Source organism: Bordetella genomosp. 8, assembly GCF_002119685.1.
Taxonomy (GTDB): Bacteria; Pseudomonadota; Gammaproteobacteria; order Burkholderiales; family Burkholderiaceae_B; genus Bordetella_C.
This window is the reverse complement of sequence record NZ_CP021108.1, coordinates 1,139,799-1,157,469: the sequence shown is the minus strand read 5'-3', so window position 1 is coordinate 1,157,469 and position 17,671 is coordinate 1,139,799. Positions and strand designations below refer to the sequence as shown.

Below are 17,671 nucleotides of genomic sequence, written 5' to 3'. Positions count from 1 at the left end.
ATCAGTTGAAACGGATGTACTCGAAGTCCACCGGCTGGCGATTCACGCCCATGACCGGCGGCGCGATCCAGTTGGCGAACTTGCCCGGCTCGGTGACACGTCCCATCAAGGACGCCACGAAGGCGCGGTCGTCCTCGGTGGGCAGCCAGCGCGGCAGGCCCGCGCGCCATTGCGCATCGTCCACCACCTGGCCTTCGGGCGTTACGTTGACGCCGGCCAGCGTGCCGATCTGGCGGTTGAAAGCCTTGTGCGGCACGGTCAGGCGGAAGGGCAGGCCGTTCTTTTCGATGACCTTGTTCCACCGCCCCACCCCGGCCATGGAATCGCGGATGAAGTCGTCGCGCAGCACTTCGTTCAAGGCGTTCAACATGGGCACTTCCGTTTCGCCCAGCCTGCCGCCTTCCAGCGACAGGATGCGATACGTGTCGTTCTTGAGCTGATGGTCGTCCTGGCGCTTGCCCTCCTCGTAGCGGCCCTTCAGGCCGGCGCTGTAGAAAATGGCGGCATTGGACGACTGGTCGGCGCCGAACAGGTCTATGGTGACGCTGTAGTGGAAATTCAGGTAGCGCTGGATGGTGGGCAGGTCGATGACGCCGGCCGCGCGTATCGAGGCGGGATCGTCGGTCTTCAACTGGTTCATCACTTCGCAGGTGCGCTGGATGATGCGCGACACGCCGGATTCGCCCACGAACATGTGATGCGCTTCTTCGGTCAGCATGAATTTGGTCGTGCGGGCCAGTGGATCGAAGCCGGACTCCGCCAGCGCGCACAACTGGAACTTGCCGTCGCGGTCGGTGAAGTACGTGAACATGTAGAAGGACAGCCAGTCTGGCGTCTTCTCGTTGAACGCGCCCAGGATGCGCGGGTTGTCGGCATCGCCGGACGTGCGCTGCAGCAGCGCGTCGGCTTCCTCGCGGCCGTCGCGGCCGAAGTAGCGGTGCAGCAGGTATACCATCGCCCACAGGTGGCGGCCTTCCTCGACATTGATCTGGAACAGGTTGCGCAGGTCGTATTGCGACGGCGCGGTCAGGCCCAGATGGCGCTGCTGTTCGATCGACGCGGGTTCGGTATCGCCCTGCGTGACGATGATGCGGCGCAGGTTGGCGCGATGCTCGCCGGGCACGTCCTGCCAGACCTCGCGGCCCAGGTTTTCGCCGAAGTGGATCCTGCGCTGGCCGTCCTGCGGCGCCAGGAAGATGCCCCAGCGGTAATCGGGCATCTTCACGTGGTCGAAATGGGCCCAGCCGTCGGGCTCCACGCTGACGGCGGTGCGCAGGTAGACGTCGTGGCCGTGCGAGCCGTCGGGACCCATGTCGCGCCACCATTGCAGGTAGTTGGGCTGCCAGTGTTCCAGCGCGCGCTGCAGGGCGCGGTCGCCGGACAGGTTGACGTTGTTGGGGATACGGTCGGAATAGTTAACGCCTGACATGTCGATGCTCCTAGACGCGGTTCCAGTCGAACTGGGCCTGTTCGCCTTTGCCATAAAGCTTGAGTGCGCCTTTTTCACCGGCGGCGTTGGGCCGGTTGAAGATCCAGTTCTGCCACGCCGTCAGGCGGCCGAAGATGCGGGTTTCCATGGTCTCGCGCGGGCCGAAGCGCAGGTTGGCTTCCATGCCGGTCAGCGCGTCGGGCGAAAGCGCCCCACGCTCTTCCAGGGCCAGGCGCACTTCGTCGTCCCAGTCGATGGCGTCCGGCGCGAAGGTGACCAGCCCCAGATCCAGTGCCTGCGGGGCGGCCAGCGCCTGGCCGGCATGCGCGCGCACCGCTTCCAGCGGCGCCGCTTCGCCGTGGAAGCGGCGTTGCAAACGGCTTACGCCGCTGACCATGGGATAGGCGCCGAAGTTGCGATCGCCGAGCACGAGCCGCGCGGGCGCGGCGGCCTCCTCGTCATCCAGCATGTAGATGCGATCCGCCGCCAGCGCCAGCTCCAGCAGCGTGCCGGCGAAGCATGAGCCGGGTTCCACGAACGCGAACAGGGTGCGCGAGGTGACGTCCAGCCGCGCCAGCGTACGGCGCAGCATGCCGGCGGTTTCGTTGACGAACCAGTGTTCCGCATGCGCCTGCAAGGCGGCATCCGCGGCAAGCACGGCCTGCGCATCGCCTTGCGTGCGCAGCACCCAGGTGCCGATATCCAGTTCATTCGCGCGCATCCACAGGATGGCGTCGTCCAGTTCGCGCGCCATCTGCAGCGGCCACCAGGCCGCGCCCTGCGCCAGGATCGCGTCAAGCTGGACAGGTACGTCGCCGTCGGGGGCGCGCACGGTCCAGTTGGCCAGGCGGCGTTCGCGATCTATTTCGACGGAGACGTAGCGATAGGAAAGGCCCTCTGGCGAGTCGCGCCGCTCCAGCGGCGTGAGTACGATGCCCTGGGCCTGCGCGGGACGGCTGCTGCCTTCCCCCAGGGCCAGGGCGCGTTCGCGCACGCCGGCCGCGAACTGCTGCGGCTTGATGACGTCGTCGACCAGGCGCCAAGCCTTGGCGCGCTCGCCGCGCACGCCTTCGACCAGGGTGCAGAAGATGTCGGCATGGTCGTGCCGCACCTTGCGCTTGTCGATCACGCGCGTCAGCCCGCCGGTGCCGGGCAGCACGCCCAGCAAGGGCACTTCCGGCAAGGCCACCGCGGAAGAGCGGTCGTCCACCAGCAGGATTTCATCGCAGGCCAGGGCCAGCTCGTAGCCGCCGCCGGCGCAGGCGCCGTTGACCGCGGCGATGAACTTCAGGCCGCTGTGCCGGCTGGCGTCTTCCATGCCGTTGCGCGTCTCGTTGGTGAACTTGCAGAAGTTCACCTTCCAGGCATGCGAGGACAGGCCCAGCATGAAGATGTTGGCGCCCGAACAGAACACGCGGTCCTTGAGGCTGGTCACCACCACGGTCCGGACTTCGGGGTGCTCGAAGCGGATGCGCTGCAGGGCGTCGTGCAGCTCGATGTCGACGCCCAGGTCATAGGAATTCAGCTTGAGCTTGTAGCCGGGACGCAGCCCGCCGTCTTCGGCCACGTCCATTGCCAGGGTGGCGATGGGGCCGTCGGTGGTCAGGCGCCAGTGGCGATAGCGGCTGGGGTCGGTCCGGAAATCGACCGGGGGTACGGCATGGGTCATGAGGGTCTCCTGCACCGTTCACATGCAACATACTGCATGTGGTTTATTTTGATGCAGAATAGTGCAGCAAAGTGCAGGCGTCAAGCACTACATGCAGGAAAGTGCCTGTCATGCGTTCGCCTTGCTACCCGCCTCACAGTCCAAGCCCGTGCCATGGCGGGGCCCACCGGCCCGAGGCAGGGATCCCGCCCGCGCTCAGAGCGGCAGACCGCCCGCCTTGCGCACCTGGGCCCGCAGACCCGCGAAACATTCGCTCAGGTCCATATGGCTGGTGGTCCACGTCAGGTCGGCCTTGGCATAGAAGGCCTCGCGCCCAGCCAGGATGCGTTTCAGGTCCGCCATGGCCTCGTTGTTGCCGGACATCGGCCGGAAGTCTCCCTGCGCCATGACCCGGCCCATGTGTTCTTCCGGCGTGGCGCGCAGCCACACCGTGTAGCAATGCGCCAGCAGCAGGTTGAAGGTCGCCGCCTCCGACACCAGGCCGCCGGGCGTGGCCAGCACCATCTCCGGATAGAGCTGCACCGCTTCTTCCAGCGCGCGCCGCTCGTAGCGGCGATAGGCATTGGGGCCGTACAGATTGTGGATTTCCAGGATGCCGCAACCGGCCACCCGTTCGATTTCCACGTTGAGTTCGACGAAGGGGTAGCCCAGGTCTTCGGCCAGCATCTGCCCCAGCGTGGATTTGCCGGCCCCGCGCAGGCCGATCAGGGCGATACGCTGGAAGCGGTCGGGCCGCTGCCCGCCGCCCACCCCGAAAAGCTGCGCCAGCGATTCGCGGGCACGCTGCAGGTCCGCTTCGCCGCGGCCGCTGAGCAGCTCGCGGATCAACAGCCATTCGGGCGATTCGGTGGTGACGTCGCCCACCAGTTCCGCCAGCGCGCAGTTGAAGGCCTTGGCGATCTGCAACAGCACCAGGATGGACGCGTTGCCGACACCGTGTTCCAGGTTGGCCAGATGCCGTTCCGATACGCCGGTCGCCTGTGCCAGTGCCTTGCGCGTCAGCCCGCGGATGGCCCGCAGGCGACGCACGCGCTCGCCCAGCGCCATCAGGAAGGGCTCGCGGGCGGGGTCCGCGATCGCCTTGTCCAGTGCTTGAGTCATGAATCTCCTTGCTCCGAGATTACCCTAGGAGGCGACGTTTTATGCATTATAGTGCTTGACCGAGCACGATTAAAGCACTATTTTTCCTGAAAATCGGACGCAGGCTCCGCCGCGCAGCGTCCACCCGATACGCCGGCGCGCGCCACGCGCGCCCGCCGAACGAGCGCCGGCCCAAGTCGCCGTCGCCGGTCGGGATAAAGACAGACCAGGAGACAACCGTGGAAAGCTGTCCGCAGGAATTGAATTTTGCCCAGTACTTGGCCGCCTCGAACGCGGGGCGGGCCGACAAGGTAGCCTATATCGACGACTTCCGCACCTTGCGCTACGGCGAACTGGCGGACCGCGTCGCGCGCTTCGGCGGCGTGCTGAAACAGCTGGGCCTGCGCCGCGAAGAACGCATGCTGCTGTTGATGCACGACACGGCGGATTGGCCGGTGGCTTTCCTTGGGGCCTTGCACGCGGGCATCGTGCCGGTCGCGGTGAATACCCTGCTGACCGCCGACGACTACGCCTATATCCTGTCGCACAGCCGGGCGCGCGCGGCCATCGTGTCGGGCGCGCTGATGCCCATACTGCGCCAGGCCATGGCCCTGGCGGATACCGAGGTCGAACACATCATCGTCTCGCGTCCCGCGGATGACAGCGAAGGCGGTGTCATCGAACTGGAGCAGGCGCTGGCGGACGCGCCGGCGATACCGGCCATACGCACGCTGGCCGACGAAATGGCCTTCTGGCTGTATTCGTCGGGGTCCACCGGCAAGCCCAAGGGCGTCGTACATACGCACGGCAATCTGTGGCACACGGCCGAACTGTACGCCAAGCCCGTGCTGGGCATACGCGAGGACGACGTCGTGTTCTCCGCCGCCAAGCTGTTCTTCGCCTACGGCCTGGGAAACGGCCTGACCTTTCCCCTTTCGGTGGGCGCGACCGTGGTGCTGATGGCGGAACGGCCGACGCCGCAAGCGGTGTTCGAGCGATTGACGCGCCACCGCCCCACGGTGTTCTACGGGGTCCCCACGCTATACGCGGCGATGCTGGCCGCGCCCGACCTGCCAGCGCGCGAGCGGCTCGCGCTGCGCGTCTGCACGTCGGCGGGCGAAGCCTTGCCGCGCGATATCGGCGAGCGCTTCCGCCGGCACTTCGGCTGCGACATCCTGGACGGCATCGGCTCCACCGAGATGCTGCACATCTTCATCAGCAACCAGGCGGGGCGCATCCGCTACGGCACCACGGGCATGCCGGTGGCCGGCTACGAGGTGCAGCTGCGCGACGACCAGGGCCTGCCCGTTCCACCCGGCGCGATCGGCGACCTGTACATCAAGGGCCCCAGTGCCGCGCTGATGTACTGGAACAATCGCGAGAAGACCCGCCAGTGCTTTCTGGGCGACTGGCTCAAGAGCGGCGACAAGTACGTGTGTGACGCCGACGGCTATTACACCTACGCGGGCCGCAGCGACGACATGATCAAGGTCAGCGGCCAGTACGTGTCGCCGGTGGAGGTCGAAAACGTGCTGATCCAGCACGAAGCCGTCCTGGAAGCCGCCGTCATCGGCGTCGCCGACGAGCAGGGTCTCGTCAAGACCAAGGCCTTCGTGGTGCTGCGTCCGGGCCATGCGCCGGATCCGGATACCGGGGCCGCGTTGCAGGCCTACGTCAAGCAACACCTGGCGCCCTTCAAGTATCCGCGGCAGATCTACTTCACGGAAGAATTACCCAAGACGGCGACCGGCAAGATTCAGCGTTTCCGCCTGCGGCAGCTGGAAGAGCGGGCATGACGATGACGGAGCACGCATCCTCGCTGGCGCCGGTGCGGGTGGCGGGACGCGAGCTGTTCCTGGAGTACCAGTGGATCGCGGCCGAACGCCGCGACGCCCCCTTGCTGGTATTCCTGCACGAAGGGCTCGGTTCCGTATCCATGTGGAAGGACTGGCCGGCGCACGCTTGCGTGGCGGCGGGCTGCCGCGGCCTGGTTTACTCGCGGCCGGGCTACGGGCGGTCCACGCCGCGCCCGCACGGGGAAAAGTGGCCCGTGCGCTTCATGCACGACCAGGCCGCGGACGTACTGCCCGCGCTGCTGCGAGCCCTGGACGTCGATGCCCGCAAAGATCCGCCGATACTCTTCGGGCACAGCGACGGCGGCTCCATCGCCCTGCTGTATGCCGCGAGCCATCCCGACGCCGTGGGCGGCGTGATCGCGGCCGCGCCGCACGTCTTCGTGGAAGACGTGACCGTGCGCAATATCGCGGCGGCGCGCGTGGCCTATCTGGAAGGCGACCTGCGCGCCAGGCTGGGCCGCTACCACGATGACGTCGAATCCGCCTTCTGGGGATGGAACGACGTCTGGCTGGACCCGGCCTTCCGTGCATGGAACATCGAGCAAGCGCTGGGCGACATACGCTGCCCCGTGCTGGCCCTGCAGGGCATCGATGACGAATACGGCACCTTGGCGCAAGTCGAGACCATCGTCCAGCACGCGCCGCGCGCGGCCATGCAGGTCCTGCCCGACTGCGGGCACACGCCCCATCGCGACCAGCCCGCCGCGGTGATCGAGGCCATACGCGATTTCCTGCGGACGCGATAACGACGAATGCAAAAACGACGAACGCAACAACCATAAACGGCATATAGACCGGCATATAGACCGGCTTATAACAACCACCAGGAGACACACGATGAACACGCGCATCACCCGGGCCGCGCTGGCGGCCGTGCTGGCGACGTCGGCAACGCTCGCCCACGCGCAGGCCCAAGGCCCCGTCAAGGTGGGCTTCATGCTGCCGTACAGCGGCACCTACGCGGCGCTGGGCACCGCCATCGAAAACGGCTTCAAGCTGTACGTCGACGAACAGGGCGGCAAACTGGCCGGCCGCGAAGTCGCGTACTACAAGGTCGACGACGAATCGAATCCGGCCAAGGCCCCGGAAAATGCCAATCGCCTGATCAAGCGCGACCAGGTCGACATCCTGGTGGGTACCGTGCATTCCGGCGTGGCGATGGCCTTGACCAAGGCGGCCAAGGAATCCGACACCACGCTGCTGGTGACCAATGCCGGCGCCGACGCCATCACCGGCCCCATGTGCGGCATGGGCGTATTTCGCACCTCGTTCAGCAATTGGCAGCCGGCCTATGCCATGGGGCCAATCGCCGCGGAAAAGGGCTACAAGACCGCCGTGACCATCACCTGGAAGTACGCCGCCGGCGAGGAAGCGGTCGCGGGCTTTCGGGAAGGCTTCGAAAAGTCGGGCGGCAAGGTGGTCAAGGACCTGAGCCTGCCCTTTCCCAATGTCGAGTTCCAGCCCCTGCTGACGGAGATCGCGGCGCTGAAACCCGACGTGGTGTTCACGTTCTTCGCCGGCGGCGGCGCCGTGAAGTTCGTCCAGGACTATGCCGCGGCGGGCCTGAACAAGACCATACCCCTGTACGGATCGGGCTTCCTGACGGATGGCACGCTACAGGCCCAAGGGCAGTCGGCCCAGGGCCTGCTGACCACCCTGCACTACGCCGACGGCCTGGACAACCCGCGCGACAAGGCCTTCCGTGCCGCCTATGCCAAGGCCTACCCCGGCGTCGCGCCGGACGTGTATGCGGTGCAGGGCTACGACGCCGCGCAGCTGCTGGCAGCCGGCCTGCAAGCGGTGCAGGGAGACCTGTCGAAGAAGGCCGATATGCGCAAGGCGATGCGGGCGGCCACCATCGACAGCCCGCGCGGCGCGTTCACCCTGTCGCCGGCCGGCAATCCGGTGCAGGACATCTACCTGCGCCAGGTCGACGGGCTGGAGAACAAGGTGGTGAAGGTCGCCGTCAGGAAGCTCGCCGATCCGGCGCGCGGCTGCCGCCTGTAGGTCCGCGTCCATGAACGCGTCCGTCTTCCTGATCCAGTGCCTGAACGCCCTGCAGTACGGCCTGCTGCTGTTCCTGGTGGCCAGCGGGCTGACGCTGATCTTCGGCATCATGGGCATCATCAACCTGGCGCATGGCAGCTTCTACATGGCGGGCGCCTATATGGCCTTCGCGCTGGGCCCCTGGATAGAGAGGACGACGGGCGGCGGGCTGCTCCTGACCATCGCGGCCTGCGTGGTGCTGGCCGCGGTGCTGGGGTATCTGCTGGAACTGGCATTCTTCAGCTTCCTGTATCGGCGCGAGCACCTGCAGCAGGTGCTGATGACCTACGGCCTGATCCTGGTATTCGAGGAAGCGCGCGCCATCCTGGCGGGCAACGACGTGCACGGCGTCCCCATCCCCGGCTGGCTGCAAGGCAGCATCCCGCTGGGCGACGTGATGAGCTATCCCGTCTACCGGCTTTTCATCTCGGCCGTGGGCGCCGCGGTGGCGTTGCTGCTCTACGCGGTCCTGACGCGCACCCGCATCGGCATGATGGTGCGCGCCGGCGCCAGCAACCGCGAAATGATCGCGTCGCTGGGCGTGGACATCAACCGCCTGTACCGCCTGGTGTTCGCCGGCGGCGTGGCCCTGGCGGCGCTGGCGGGCGCGATCGCCGCGCCGGTGTCGTCCGTGTATCCGGGCATGGGCAATGGCGTGCTGATCGCCTGTTTCGTGGTGGTGGTGATCGGCGGCATCGGCTCCATCCGCGGCGCCTTCGTCGCGGCCATGCTGGTGGGCTTCGTCGATACCTTCGGCCAGGTGTTCTTTCCGGCGGCCGCGGGCGTGCTGGTGTATGTGTTGATGGCCCTGGTCCTGCTGTGCAGGCCCGAAGGCCTGTTCAAGCAAGGTTGACGAGGGACGCCGATGAAGATTTCAGCTGTAGGAATGGCGGCGATCGTCGTCCTGCTGTGCCTGGCGCTGCTGCCATGGGTGGCCAGCGAATACTACGTGGGCCTGGCCCAGCGCATCGTCATCTATGCCGTGTTCGCCCTGAGCCTGCAATTGCTGGTGGGTGAAGCGGGGCTGGTCAGCCTGGGACATGCGGCGCCTTTCGGCATAGGCGCATACGCGGCGGCGCTGCTGTCGCCGGCATCCGCCGCGGGACCGCTGCTGCCGCTGCTGGCGGCCGCCCTGGCCGGCGGCGCGGCCTATGCCCTGGCCACCGGCGCGCTGGCGCTGCGCACGCGTGGCGTGTACTTCATCATGGTGACGCTGGCTTTCGCGCAGATGGCGTATTACGTGTTCCACGACACCAAGGTGGGCGGGGGCAGCGACGGCGCCTATCTGTATTTCCGACCGGAATGGCGGGTGGGCGGCTGGATGCCGTTCGACCTGGCGCATGCGACGAGCTTCCACCTGTTCGTGGTCGCCTGCCTGGCCCTGGCCTGGGGCCTGCTGGCGCGGCTGCGGCACTCGCCTTTCGGCGCGGCGCTGGCGGGCATACGCATCAACGAACAGCGCATGCGGGCCACGGGCTTCTCGACCTTTCCGTACAAACTCGTGGCCTACACGCTGGCGGGCGCGCTGGCCGGGCTGGCGGGGTTCCTGTACGCATTGAAGGACGGCTTCGTGACGCCGGAGCTCTTTGCCTGGGAGCAATCCGGCCTGGTCCTGCTGATGGTGATCCTGGGCGGCATGGCGCGGCCCGGCGGCGCCGTGGCCGGCGCGGCCGCCCTGGTGCTGATGCAGGAGCTGTTCCAGTCCGAAGCCCTCTTCGGCGACTACGCGCGCCACTGGCATCTGCCGATGGGGCTCGCGGTCATCCTGCTGGTGGCGCTGCTGCCCCGCGGGCTGGCCGGCCTGATCGGCCTGGGACGCGTGCCGCGCGCGGCACGCATGGCGCCCCTCGCCGACACCGCGGAGAAATCCCATGCCTGAGATTTCGATGACCGGCATCTCCAGTCCTGGCATGCCGGGAAGCGGCATTGCACGCGCGGACGCCGCGGAACCGGGCATCGCCATGCCCGGCGTCCTGATGCAGGCGACCGGACTCCGGCGCAGCTTCGGCGGGCTGACGGCGGTGCAGGACGTATCGCTGGCGCTGCCCAGGGGCAGCCTGCATGCCGTCATCGGCACCAACGGCGCCGGCAAATCGACGCTGATCAATCTGCTGTCGGGCGACCTGCCGACCAACGGCGGAACCATCATGATGGACGGCCGCGACATCACCGCCTGGCCACAGCCGCGCCGGGCGCGCGCGGGGCTGGGCCGCACCTACCAGCGATCCACGCTATTCCCGTCGCTGACCGTGCATGAGAACTGCCGGCTGGCGGCACAGGCCGCGCGGCAGCGCTTCTGGCAATGGTGGCGCCATGCCGGCGATTGCTCGCACACCACCCGTCTGGCCGACGACGCGCTGGAACGGACCGGCCTGGCGGACGCCGCCGCATGCATCGCCGGCACGCTCCCGCACGGACGCAAGCGCCAGCTGGAGATCGCCATGTGCCTGGCGACGCGGCCGGCAGTGCTGCTGCTGGACGAACCGCTGGCCGGCATGGGCGCGGAAGAAACCGGACGCATGCTGGACCTGCTGGAGCGCTTGAAACCCGACCACGCCATCCTGCTGGTGGAACACGATATGGACGCGGTCTTTCGCGTGGCCGATACCATCACCGTAATGGTGAACGGCGCGGTGATCGCCAGCGGCGACCCGGACACCATCCGCGCGGACGAGGCCGTGCGCACCGCCTATCTCGGCACGGATGAAGCGGAGGGCAGGCCATGAGCGCGTATCCTGGACTGGGCAAGATGCGTGCAGCGACAGAAGGACAGCGCGTGCATGAGGAATGGGTACGCGCGGAGGGCCTGCACGCCCACTACGGCGCCAGCCACGTCCTGCGCGGCATCGACCTGCGCATCGAGCGCGGCGAAGCCGTCGGTTTGCTGGGCCGCAACGGCATGGGCAAGACCACGCTGATACGCGTGCTGACGGGGCATCTGCGCTGCAGCGCCGGGCGCATGCGCATAAGCGGCGGCGACAGCACCCATATGCCGCCGCACGCGCGCGCCCGCCTGGGCATTGCCTACGTGCCGGAAGGCCGCGGCGTCTTTCCCAACCTGTCCGTGCGCGAGAACCTGCTGGTGGCGGCGCGCGCCGGCGTCTCGGGCCGCCGCGACTGGGATTACGAACGCGTGATGGACACCTTTCCGCGGCTGCGCGAACGCACGCGGCACGGCGGCCAGGAATTGTCGGGCGGCGAACAGCAGATGCTGGCCATCGGCCGCGCGCTCATGACCAACCCCGACCTGCTGATCCTGGACGAAGCCACCGAAGGCCTCGCCCCGCTCATCGTCGCCGAACTCTGGCGCGTGATCGCCGCGATCCGGCGCACCGGCATATCGACGCTGATCGTCGACCGCAACTATCGCGCGGTGCTGGCCCACACCGATCGCTGCGTGGTCATGGAAAAAGGCGTGCTCGCGCACCAGGACGCCAGCGCCGCCCTCGCGGCGCAACCTCATTTGCTGGAGCGCTATCTGGGCGTGTAGCGTCCGGGCGCCCCGCCAGGACCGGGCGCGGATGAAGCGGCGGCCGTCGTTCGGGTGTCAGCGCACCGGCCAGGGATACATCGCCCCGCCCTGGTTCCACAGCGCGTTGACGCCGCGCTTGAGCCCCAGCTTGCTGCCGCCGCCCACGTTGCGCTCGAAGATCTCGCCGTAGTTGCCGACGGCCTTGATCGCGTTGTAGGCCCATTTTTCGTCCAGGCCCATATTCTTGCCGGCCCCGGGCGTCACGCCCAGGATGCGCAGCACGTTGGGATTGTTGCTCTTGAGCATGTCGTCGACATTCTTCTGCGTGATGCCGTATTCCTCGGCTTCCATCAGCGCGAACAGCGTCCAGCGCACGATGCCCAGCCAGTTCTCGTCGCCCTGGCGCACCATCGGGCCCAGGGGCTCCTTGGAAAGCCGTTCGGGCAGGATGTCGTAATCGTTGGGGTTGGCCACCTGCGACGCGCGCACCGCCGCCAGCTGGGAGGCGTCGTCGGTGAAGGCATCGCAGCGGCCCGATTCGAAGGCGCGCACCACCTCGGTCACCTTGTCGATGACCACCGGCGTGAACTTGATGTTGTTGGCGCGGAACCAGTCGGACAGGTTCAGCTCCGTCGTCGTGCCCGGCTGCACGCAGATCGTCGCGCCGTCCAGCTCCTTGGCGCTCTTGACGTTCAGCGACTTGCGCACCAGGATGCCCTGGCCGTCATAGAAGCTGGCCGCCACGGCAGCCAGGCCCAGCGACGTATCGCGCGTCTGCGTCAGCGTGACCGTGCGCAGCAGCACATCCACTTCGCCCGATTGCAGCGCGGTGAATCGCTGCTGCGTGGACAGGGCCGTGCCCTTGAACTTGCTGGCGTCGCCCAGCGTCGCGGCCGCGATGGCGCGGCAGATGTCCACGTCCATCCCCGCCCATTCGCCCTTGCTGTCGGTCGCGCTGAAACCCGTCACGCCATCGCTCAGGCCGCATTGCACGAATCCTTTCTTCTTGACCGCGTCCAGCGTCGGTCCCGCGACCGCGACATGCGCGGCGCCCGCCAGCGCCAGGGCGCTCGCGGTCAGGGCAAGAAACTTCTTCATGGATGTTCTCCTTTTGGGCGCCCGCCGGCCTCGTGAGCACGGCAAGCCGTATCGCCGGGCTAGCCGCCGGCCGGTCTTGCATGTAGGCGGCGCAGCGTAAGCCGCGGCTTACGGCGCGGCAATTAGGTGGAACACTTATTCGAAGGCGGCCGCGGCGCGGCCGATGCGGTCGTTCACCGCCGCCCATTCCGGTGTCAGGGGCGGCGCTTCGACCAGGATACGGCGATAGCCCATGCCATCCAATTCGCGCAACACCGCATAGAGCGCCTGTGCGTACCGCGCAGGATCGGCGGCCACGGGCTGCCAGACCAGCCGAGGATCCAATTCCAGGGGACGCGGCGTGTAGGCGACCGCCACGACGCGACCGTCGTCCGGCAGGCCCAGGCCCACCGCGGCGGCTTCCAGTTGCTCCCGCGAGACCAGCGCCAGCGGGGTGTGCGGCGCGTAGTGGGCACGCAGCGTGCCCGACGCGCGCGGCGCCGCCGCATCGGGCAGCGCGGGCGCGACGCCCAGCACGCGGGCGATGTCGTCGGCGGATATATGGCCCGGCCTCAGCAGCACCGGCCCTATGCCCCGATCCACGCGCGACAGATCGACGATGGTGGATTCGATGCCCACCGCGGAAGCCCCGCCCTGCAGCACCGGCATGCCCTGGGCGACCTCATCGGGGAATTCGGCCCGCACATGCTCGGCGCGCGTGGGCGACACCTGGCCAAAGCGATTGGCCGACGGCCCGGCGACACCGCCCTGCCCGCTGGGATTCAGGGCGGCGAAGGCACGCAGCAGGCGCTGCGCCACCGGATGCGACGGGCAGCGCACGCCCACGCTGTCCTGGCCGCCGCTGACGGCCGGATCGATGCGCGCGGCGCGTTTCAGGATCAGGGTGAGCGGCCCCGGCCAGAATGCGTCGATCAGGGCGCGGGCCGGCGGCGGGATATCGGCCGCCCAATAGGACAGGTCGGCATCGGGCGCGATATGCACGATGACGGGATGGCTGGACGGACGGCCCTTGGCGGCATAGATACGACCGACCGCGAGCGGGCTTTCCGCATCCGCGCCCAGCCCGTAGACGGTTTCCGTCGGAAAGGCGACCAATTGGCCGGCGGCCAGGACGCGCGCGGCATGCGCGATCTGTTCGTCGCTGGCTTCGGCTTCGGTCTGGGGCGCCATCATGGACTCCTGTTCAGGGCGCCGGGCTACCGGGCGCCGGGCTACCGGGCGCCGGAATGCCGAGCGCCTCGGCGACGCGGGTGGCGTCGCGCCGTGCCTGCGACATGGTGGGCGCGACGATGGTCACGTGGCCCATCTTGCGGGCGCGCCGCGCATCGTGCTTGCCGTACAGATGCAGCTTGGCCGTGGGCACGGACAAGGCCGCGGCCCAGTCGGGTTCGCGCTGCGCGTCCGCCGGCGCTGGCGTGGCCTCGCCAGCGTCGCTGGCCGCGAACCAGATGTCGCCCAGGATATTCAGCATGACCGACGGCGCCAGCAGGTCCGTGGCGCCCAGCGGCAAGCCGGCCATGGCGCGCGCCTGCTGCTCGAACTGGCTGGTGACACAGGCGTCGATGGTGTAGTGGCCGCTGTTGTGCGGGCGCGGCGCGATCTCGTTGACCAGCAAGGTCCCGTCGCGCAGGACGAAGAACTCCACGCACAGCACGCCGTGATAATCCAGGCCGGCCGCGATGCGCAGGGCGGCGTCGCCGGCGGCACGCTCCAGCGCGGCGTCAGGCCCCGACAGCGCCGCGCGATCGACCGTCGATACCGCCAGGATGCCGTCGCGGTGGACATTGCGGGCCACCGGAAACATGACCGTGCCGCCGTCGAAGCCGCGCGCGATCACCACCGAGATTTCATGGTCCAGCGGCAGCAGGGCTTCCAGCACGCAAGGCACGCGGCCGAAGGCCTCGAATGCCGCCAGCGCCTGTTCGCGCGTCTGCACGCGCGCCTGCCCCTTGCCGTCATAACCCAGCCGGGCCACCTTCAGGATGCCAGGAAACAGCGTATCGGCGGCATCGCGCAGGTCGGCATCCTGCCGCACGGCGACGTGGGGCGCGACCGGGATGCCCTGACCGGCGATGAAGGACTTTTCGGCGATGCGGTCCTGCACCACGGCGACGGCATCGGCCGACGGGCTGACCCGGCAGCGCGCCGCCAGGGCGCGCAGGCTGTCGGCGGGCACGTTCTCGAATTCGGTGGTGACGGCGCGGCAGGTGCGCGCGAGTTCGTCGAGCCCGGCGGGATCGTCATAGGCCGCGTGGATATGGCGGTCGGCGACCATCGCCGCCGGGCCGTCGGCGGCCGGATCCAGCACCGCCACCTTGTAGCCCAGGCTTTGCGCGGCATGGCAGAACATGCGGCCCAGCTGCCCGCCGCCCAGCAGGCCCAGCCATCCGCCTGGTTCGACGATCGTGGCGGAAGCGGGCTTGTCCTGCCCGGCCATGCCGGCGGCAGCCGCGACCGCCGGCGAAACCTTGGAATCCTGACGCGCCGTCATGCCTGGGCTCCCGGCGGGGGCACCTGCATATCGCGGGCGGCCTGGGTCTGGCGGGCGCGGAATTCCACCAGTCTGGCATGCAGGCGATCGTCGGCGGTGGCCAGGTTGGCGATGGCGTGCAACGCCGCGTTGGCGGCGCCGGCTTCGCCGATCGCGAAGGTCGCCACGGGCACGCCCTTGGGCATCTGCACGATGGAAAGCAGCGAATCTTCGCCGCGCAGGTACTTGGACGGCACCGGCACGCCGAACACCGGCACTTCGGTGAGCGCGGCCATCATGCCGGGCAGATGCGCCGCCCCGCCGGCGCCGGCGATGATGGCGCGCAAACCCCGTCCGCGCGCCGCGGCGCCGTACTCGGCCATGTCCAGCGGCATGCGGTGGGCGGAAATCACGCGGGCTTCGCACGCGACGCCGAAGTCGTCCAGCATGGCGACGGCGTGCTTCATGACTTCCCAGTCGCTGGAAGAGCCCATGATCACGCCGACCAGGGGCGTCGGCGCGGGCGTAGAGGTGGATTTGGCGGTCATAACGGCGGTTGGAGGGCGGCGAGGAAAGTCCTCGATTTTACCTGCCCCGGCGGGGAGTCAGCCGCCGAACGCCGGAAGCCACTGGTAGGTCGTGGGATTATCCGGGCAAGGTCCCAGGCCGCATTCCAGCGTCGTGCCGGCGGCGTGCGCCACGACGGTCACGAAAAACAGCCACATGATGGCGCCGGCGACGATGCCGGCGCGCCGCGGATGGCTGTTGTCGCCCGACCGGCGGTCCAGGGCCAGCATCACCGCGCAATAGGCGATCAGCGCGACGAAGGCCACCAGCGCCCAGGTGTAGAAATGCATGCCGAGCAGCGTCGAGCCGTAGCCCGGGTCCGCCGGTGCCTGGTGCAGCATCATCTGCCGCGCCGCCACCACCGCGCCGGCCAAGGCGGCGGCGAGGACCATGGCGTAATGCGCCGGCGAGGCGCCGAAACGCAGATTCAGCAGCAGGCCCGCGCCCGCCATCACCAGCGCCAGGCGCTGCAGCAGGCACAGCGGGCAGGGCAATTCGTTGAAGAGGATCTGCCAGGCGAAGGCCAGGATCAGCGAGCCCGTGATCGCCAGCAAGGCCAGCCCATTCAACAGGGTCGAAGCGGGATGCGAGGCCCGGGAGGCGAATTGCATGGCTGTGTTCCTAGAGCGACAGCCGCAGCGGGTCGGTCATGTGGTGGTTCGCCCAGGCGGCGAAGACCAGCAGGGTCACGATCCATAAGGCGAAGCAGGCCGACCGCCTGCCCCGGATACCGAACCAAACCGCCAGCATGCCGAGTACGAACGGCAGCATCATGATCATTTCAGCGCCACTCCCCTTGCTTGCGCCTGGTGCCGGACCGGGTGGCCGACAGCGCCCCCGCCGCCCCACCCGGGGCGCGGCTGCGCGGCACTATATATGATCCTTGGCGGAAAGACGACTACGGCGGAGCAGCCGGCACGTGGCCGCCCCCCGCCGCTCCGCGATCGGGCCGGGCCGCGTAGGCCGGGCCGCGTAGGCCGGGCCGCGTAGGCCGGGCCGCGTAGGCCGAGCCGCGTAGGCCGAGCCGCGTAGGCCGGGCCGCGCTAGGCCGTCAGCCGGTCCAGGGCCTCGCGGTACTTCTCCGCCGTCTTGCGGATGACGTCGGCGGGCAGCCGCGGCGCGGGCGGCGTCTTGTCCCAGGGCTGCGTTTCCAGCCAGTCGCGCACGAACTGCTTGTCGAACGAAGGCGGGCTGATGCCCACCGCATAGCTGTCGGCCGGCCAGAATCGCGAGGAATCCGGCGTCAGCACCTCGTCCATCAGATGCAGCGCCCCATCATCGTCCAGGCCGAATTCGAACTTGGTATCGGCAATGATGATGCCCTTGGTCGTGGCGAAGGCGGACGCTTCCGCATACAAGGCCAGCGTCACCTCGCGGATGCGTTCGGCCATCTGCTGGCCGACCTCGCGCACCACGTGCTCGAAATCGACGTTTTCATCGTGGGTGCCGAATTCCGCCTTGGCGGCCGGGGTGAAAATCGGCTGCGGCAGCTTTTCCGCCTGCCGCAGGCCGGCGGGCAGCGCGATGCCGCACACCGCGCCGGTGGCCTGGTAGTCCTTCCAGCCGGACCCGATGAGGTACCCGCGCGCCACCGCCTCCACCAGGATGGGCTTGAGCCGCTTCACCACCACCGCCCTGCCCCTGACCTGCTCGACTTCGTCGGGCGCCACCACGTCTTCGGGCGCAACGCCGGTGGAGTGGTTGGGGATGACGTGCCCCAGCCTGGACAACCAGAACTCGGTCAGCGCCGTCAGCACCTGGCCCTTGCCGGGAATGGGATCGTCGAGGATGACGTCGAAGGCGGATATACGATCCGTCGCGACGATGAGCAGCTTGTCGTCGCCGACGGCGTACATGTCGCGTACCTTGCCTCGCCCGAGCAGGGGCAGGGACCGGATACTGGATTGATGCAGGGCTGAAGTCACGGGAGGCCTATGGCGGAAATGAAACATTCCCGCGGGACGCGCGGTCCGGCGGGAATGTC

Annotated in this window: 17 protein-coding genes; 7 read left to right on the top strand and 10 right to left on the bottom strand. The window is 68.2% G+C overall.

Annotation, left to right across the window (positions count from 1 at the left end):
• Nucleotide 1: 1 nt before the first annotated feature.
• The 3 genes from boxB to CAL12_RS05280 all read right to left on the bottom strand — a co-directional run bounded on the left by boxB (nt 2) and on the right by CAL12_RS05280 (nt 4,199).
• Nucleotides 2-1,429: a benzoyl-CoA 2,3-epoxidase subunit BoxB gene (gene boxB / locus CAL12_RS05290; protein ID WP_086063530.1), complete on the bottom strand. Its 1,428-nt coding sequence runs from the start codon at nt 1,427-1,429 to the stop codon at nt 2-4.
• Nucleotides 1,430-1,439: 10 nt separating this feature from the next.
• On the bottom strand, nt 1,440-3,098 hold the full coding sequence (gene boxC / locus CAL12_RS05285; RefSeq protein ID WP_086063529.1) for a 2,3-epoxybenzoyl-CoA dihydrolase: 1,659 nt from the start codon (nt 3,096-3,098) through the stop codon (nt 1,440-1,442).
• Nucleotides 3,099-3,293: 195 nt separating this feature from the next.
• The gene (locus tag CAL12_RS05280) at nt 3,294-4,199 is read right to left on the bottom strand and encodes a helix-turn-helix transcriptional regulator (RefSeq protein ID WP_086063528.1); all 906 of its coding nucleotides are present in this window, start codon (nt 4,197-4,199) and stop codon (nt 3,294-3,296) included.
• A gap of 218 nt (nt 4,200-4,417) precedes the next feature.
• Between CAL12_RS05280 and CAL12_RS05275 the strand changes: the two genes are divergently transcribed.
• The 7 genes from CAL12_RS05275 to CAL12_RS05245 all read left to right on the top strand — a co-directional run bounded on the left by CAL12_RS05275 (nt 4,418) and on the right by CAL12_RS05245 (nt 11,570).
• Nucleotides 4,418-5,974, top strand: coding sequence for a benzoate-CoA ligase family protein (locus tag CAL12_RS05275; protein ID WP_086063527.1), 1,557 nt, complete (start codon nt 4,418-4,420; stop codon nt 5,972-5,974).
• Nucleotides 5,971-6,780 (top strand): alpha/beta fold hydrolase, encoded by an 810-nt coding sequence (locus CAL12_RS05270; protein ID WP_086063526.1) that lies wholly within the window; start codon nt 5,971-5,973, stop codon nt 6,778-6,780. Before CAL12_RS05275 ends, CAL12_RS05270 begins: the two co-directional genes overlap by 4 nt.
• Nucleotides 6,781-6,871: 91 nt before the next feature.
• Nucleotides 6,872-8,041, top strand: a complete 1,170-nt coding sequence (locus tag CAL12_RS05265) for an ABC transporter substrate-binding protein (protein ID WP_086063525.1) — start codon at nt 6,872-6,874, stop codon at nt 8,039-8,041.
• A gap of 10 nt (nt 8,042-8,051) precedes the next feature.
• Nucleotides 8,052-8,933, top strand: a complete 882-nt coding sequence (locus tag CAL12_RS05260; protein WP_086063524.1) for a branched-chain amino acid ABC transporter permease — start codon at nt 8,052-8,054, stop codon at nt 8,931-8,933.
• 33 nt (nt 8,934-8,966) lie between these two features.
• Nucleotides 8,967-9,959, top strand: coding sequence for a branched-chain amino acid ABC transporter permease (locus CAL12_RS05255; RefSeq protein ID WP_232464823.1), 993 nt, complete (start codon nt 8,967-8,969; stop codon nt 9,957-9,959).
• Between the two features lie 82 nt (nt 9,960-10,041).
• Complete coding sequence (locus tag CAL12_RS05250) at nt 10,042-10,806, top strand: ABC transporter ATP-binding protein (RefSeq protein WP_086067688.1); 765 nt, start codon at nt 10,042-10,044, stop codon at nt 10,804-10,806.
• Nucleotides 10,807-10,829: 23 nt separating this feature from the next.
• Nucleotides 10,830-11,570 (top strand): ABC transporter ATP-binding protein, encoded by a 741-nt coding sequence (locus CAL12_RS05245; protein ID WP_086067687.1) that lies wholly within the window; start codon nt 10,830-10,832, stop codon nt 11,568-11,570.
• Between the two features lie 57 nt (nt 11,571-11,627).
• Here the strand turns inward: CAL12_RS05245 and CAL12_RS05240 are convergent, their stop codons facing one another.
• The 7 genes from CAL12_RS05240 to CAL12_RS05215 form a co-directional block, all read right to left on the bottom strand.
• Nucleotides 11,628-12,650, bottom strand: coding sequence for an amino acid ABC transporter substrate-binding protein (locus tag CAL12_RS05240; RefSeq protein ID WP_086063523.1), 1,023 nt, complete (start codon nt 12,648-12,650; stop codon nt 11,628-11,630).
• Between the two features lie 135 nt (nt 12,651-12,785).
• Entirely contained in the window at nt 12,786-13,823 is a 1,038-nt protein-coding gene (locus CAL12_RS05235; RefSeq protein WP_086063522.1) for an L-threonylcarbamoyladenylate synthase, read from the bottom strand.
• Between the two features lie 10 nt (nt 13,824-13,833).
• Entirely contained in the window at nt 13,834-15,087 is a 1,254-nt protein-coding gene (locus CAL12_RS05230; RefSeq protein WP_086067686.1) for a 5-(carboxyamino)imidazole ribonucleotide synthase, read from the bottom strand.
• Between the two features lie 50 nt (nt 15,088-15,137).
• Nucleotides 15,138-15,668 carry a 5-(carboxyamino)imidazole ribonucleotide mutase gene (purE, locus tag CAL12_RS05225; RefSeq protein WP_086063521.1) on the bottom strand — a complete coding sequence of 177 codons (531 nt, stop codon included), beginning with the start codon at nt 15,666-15,668 and terminating at the stop codon, nt 15,138-15,140.
• Nucleotides 15,669-15,725: 57 nt separating this feature from the next.
• Nucleotides 15,726-16,298 (bottom strand): disulfide bond formation protein B, encoded by a 573-nt coding sequence (locus tag CAL12_RS05220; RefSeq protein ID WP_086063520.1) that lies wholly within the window; start codon nt 16,296-16,298, stop codon nt 15,726-15,728.
• Nucleotides 16,299-16,308: 10 nt separating this feature from the next.
• Nucleotides 16,309-16,467 (bottom strand): DUF5993 family protein, encoded by a 159-nt coding sequence (locus CAL12_RS28205; RefSeq protein ID WP_179283245.1) that lies wholly within the window; start codon nt 16,465-16,467, stop codon nt 16,309-16,311.
• 263 nt (nt 16,468-16,730) lie between these two features.
• Nucleotides 16,731-17,612 carry a phosphoribosylaminoimidazolesuccinocarboxamide synthase gene (locus CAL12_RS05215; RefSeq protein WP_086063519.1) on the bottom strand — a complete coding sequence of 294 codons (882 nt, stop codon included), beginning with the start codon at nt 17,610-17,612 and terminating at the stop codon, nt 16,731-16,733.
• Nucleotides 17,613-17,671 lie beyond the last annotated feature (59 nt).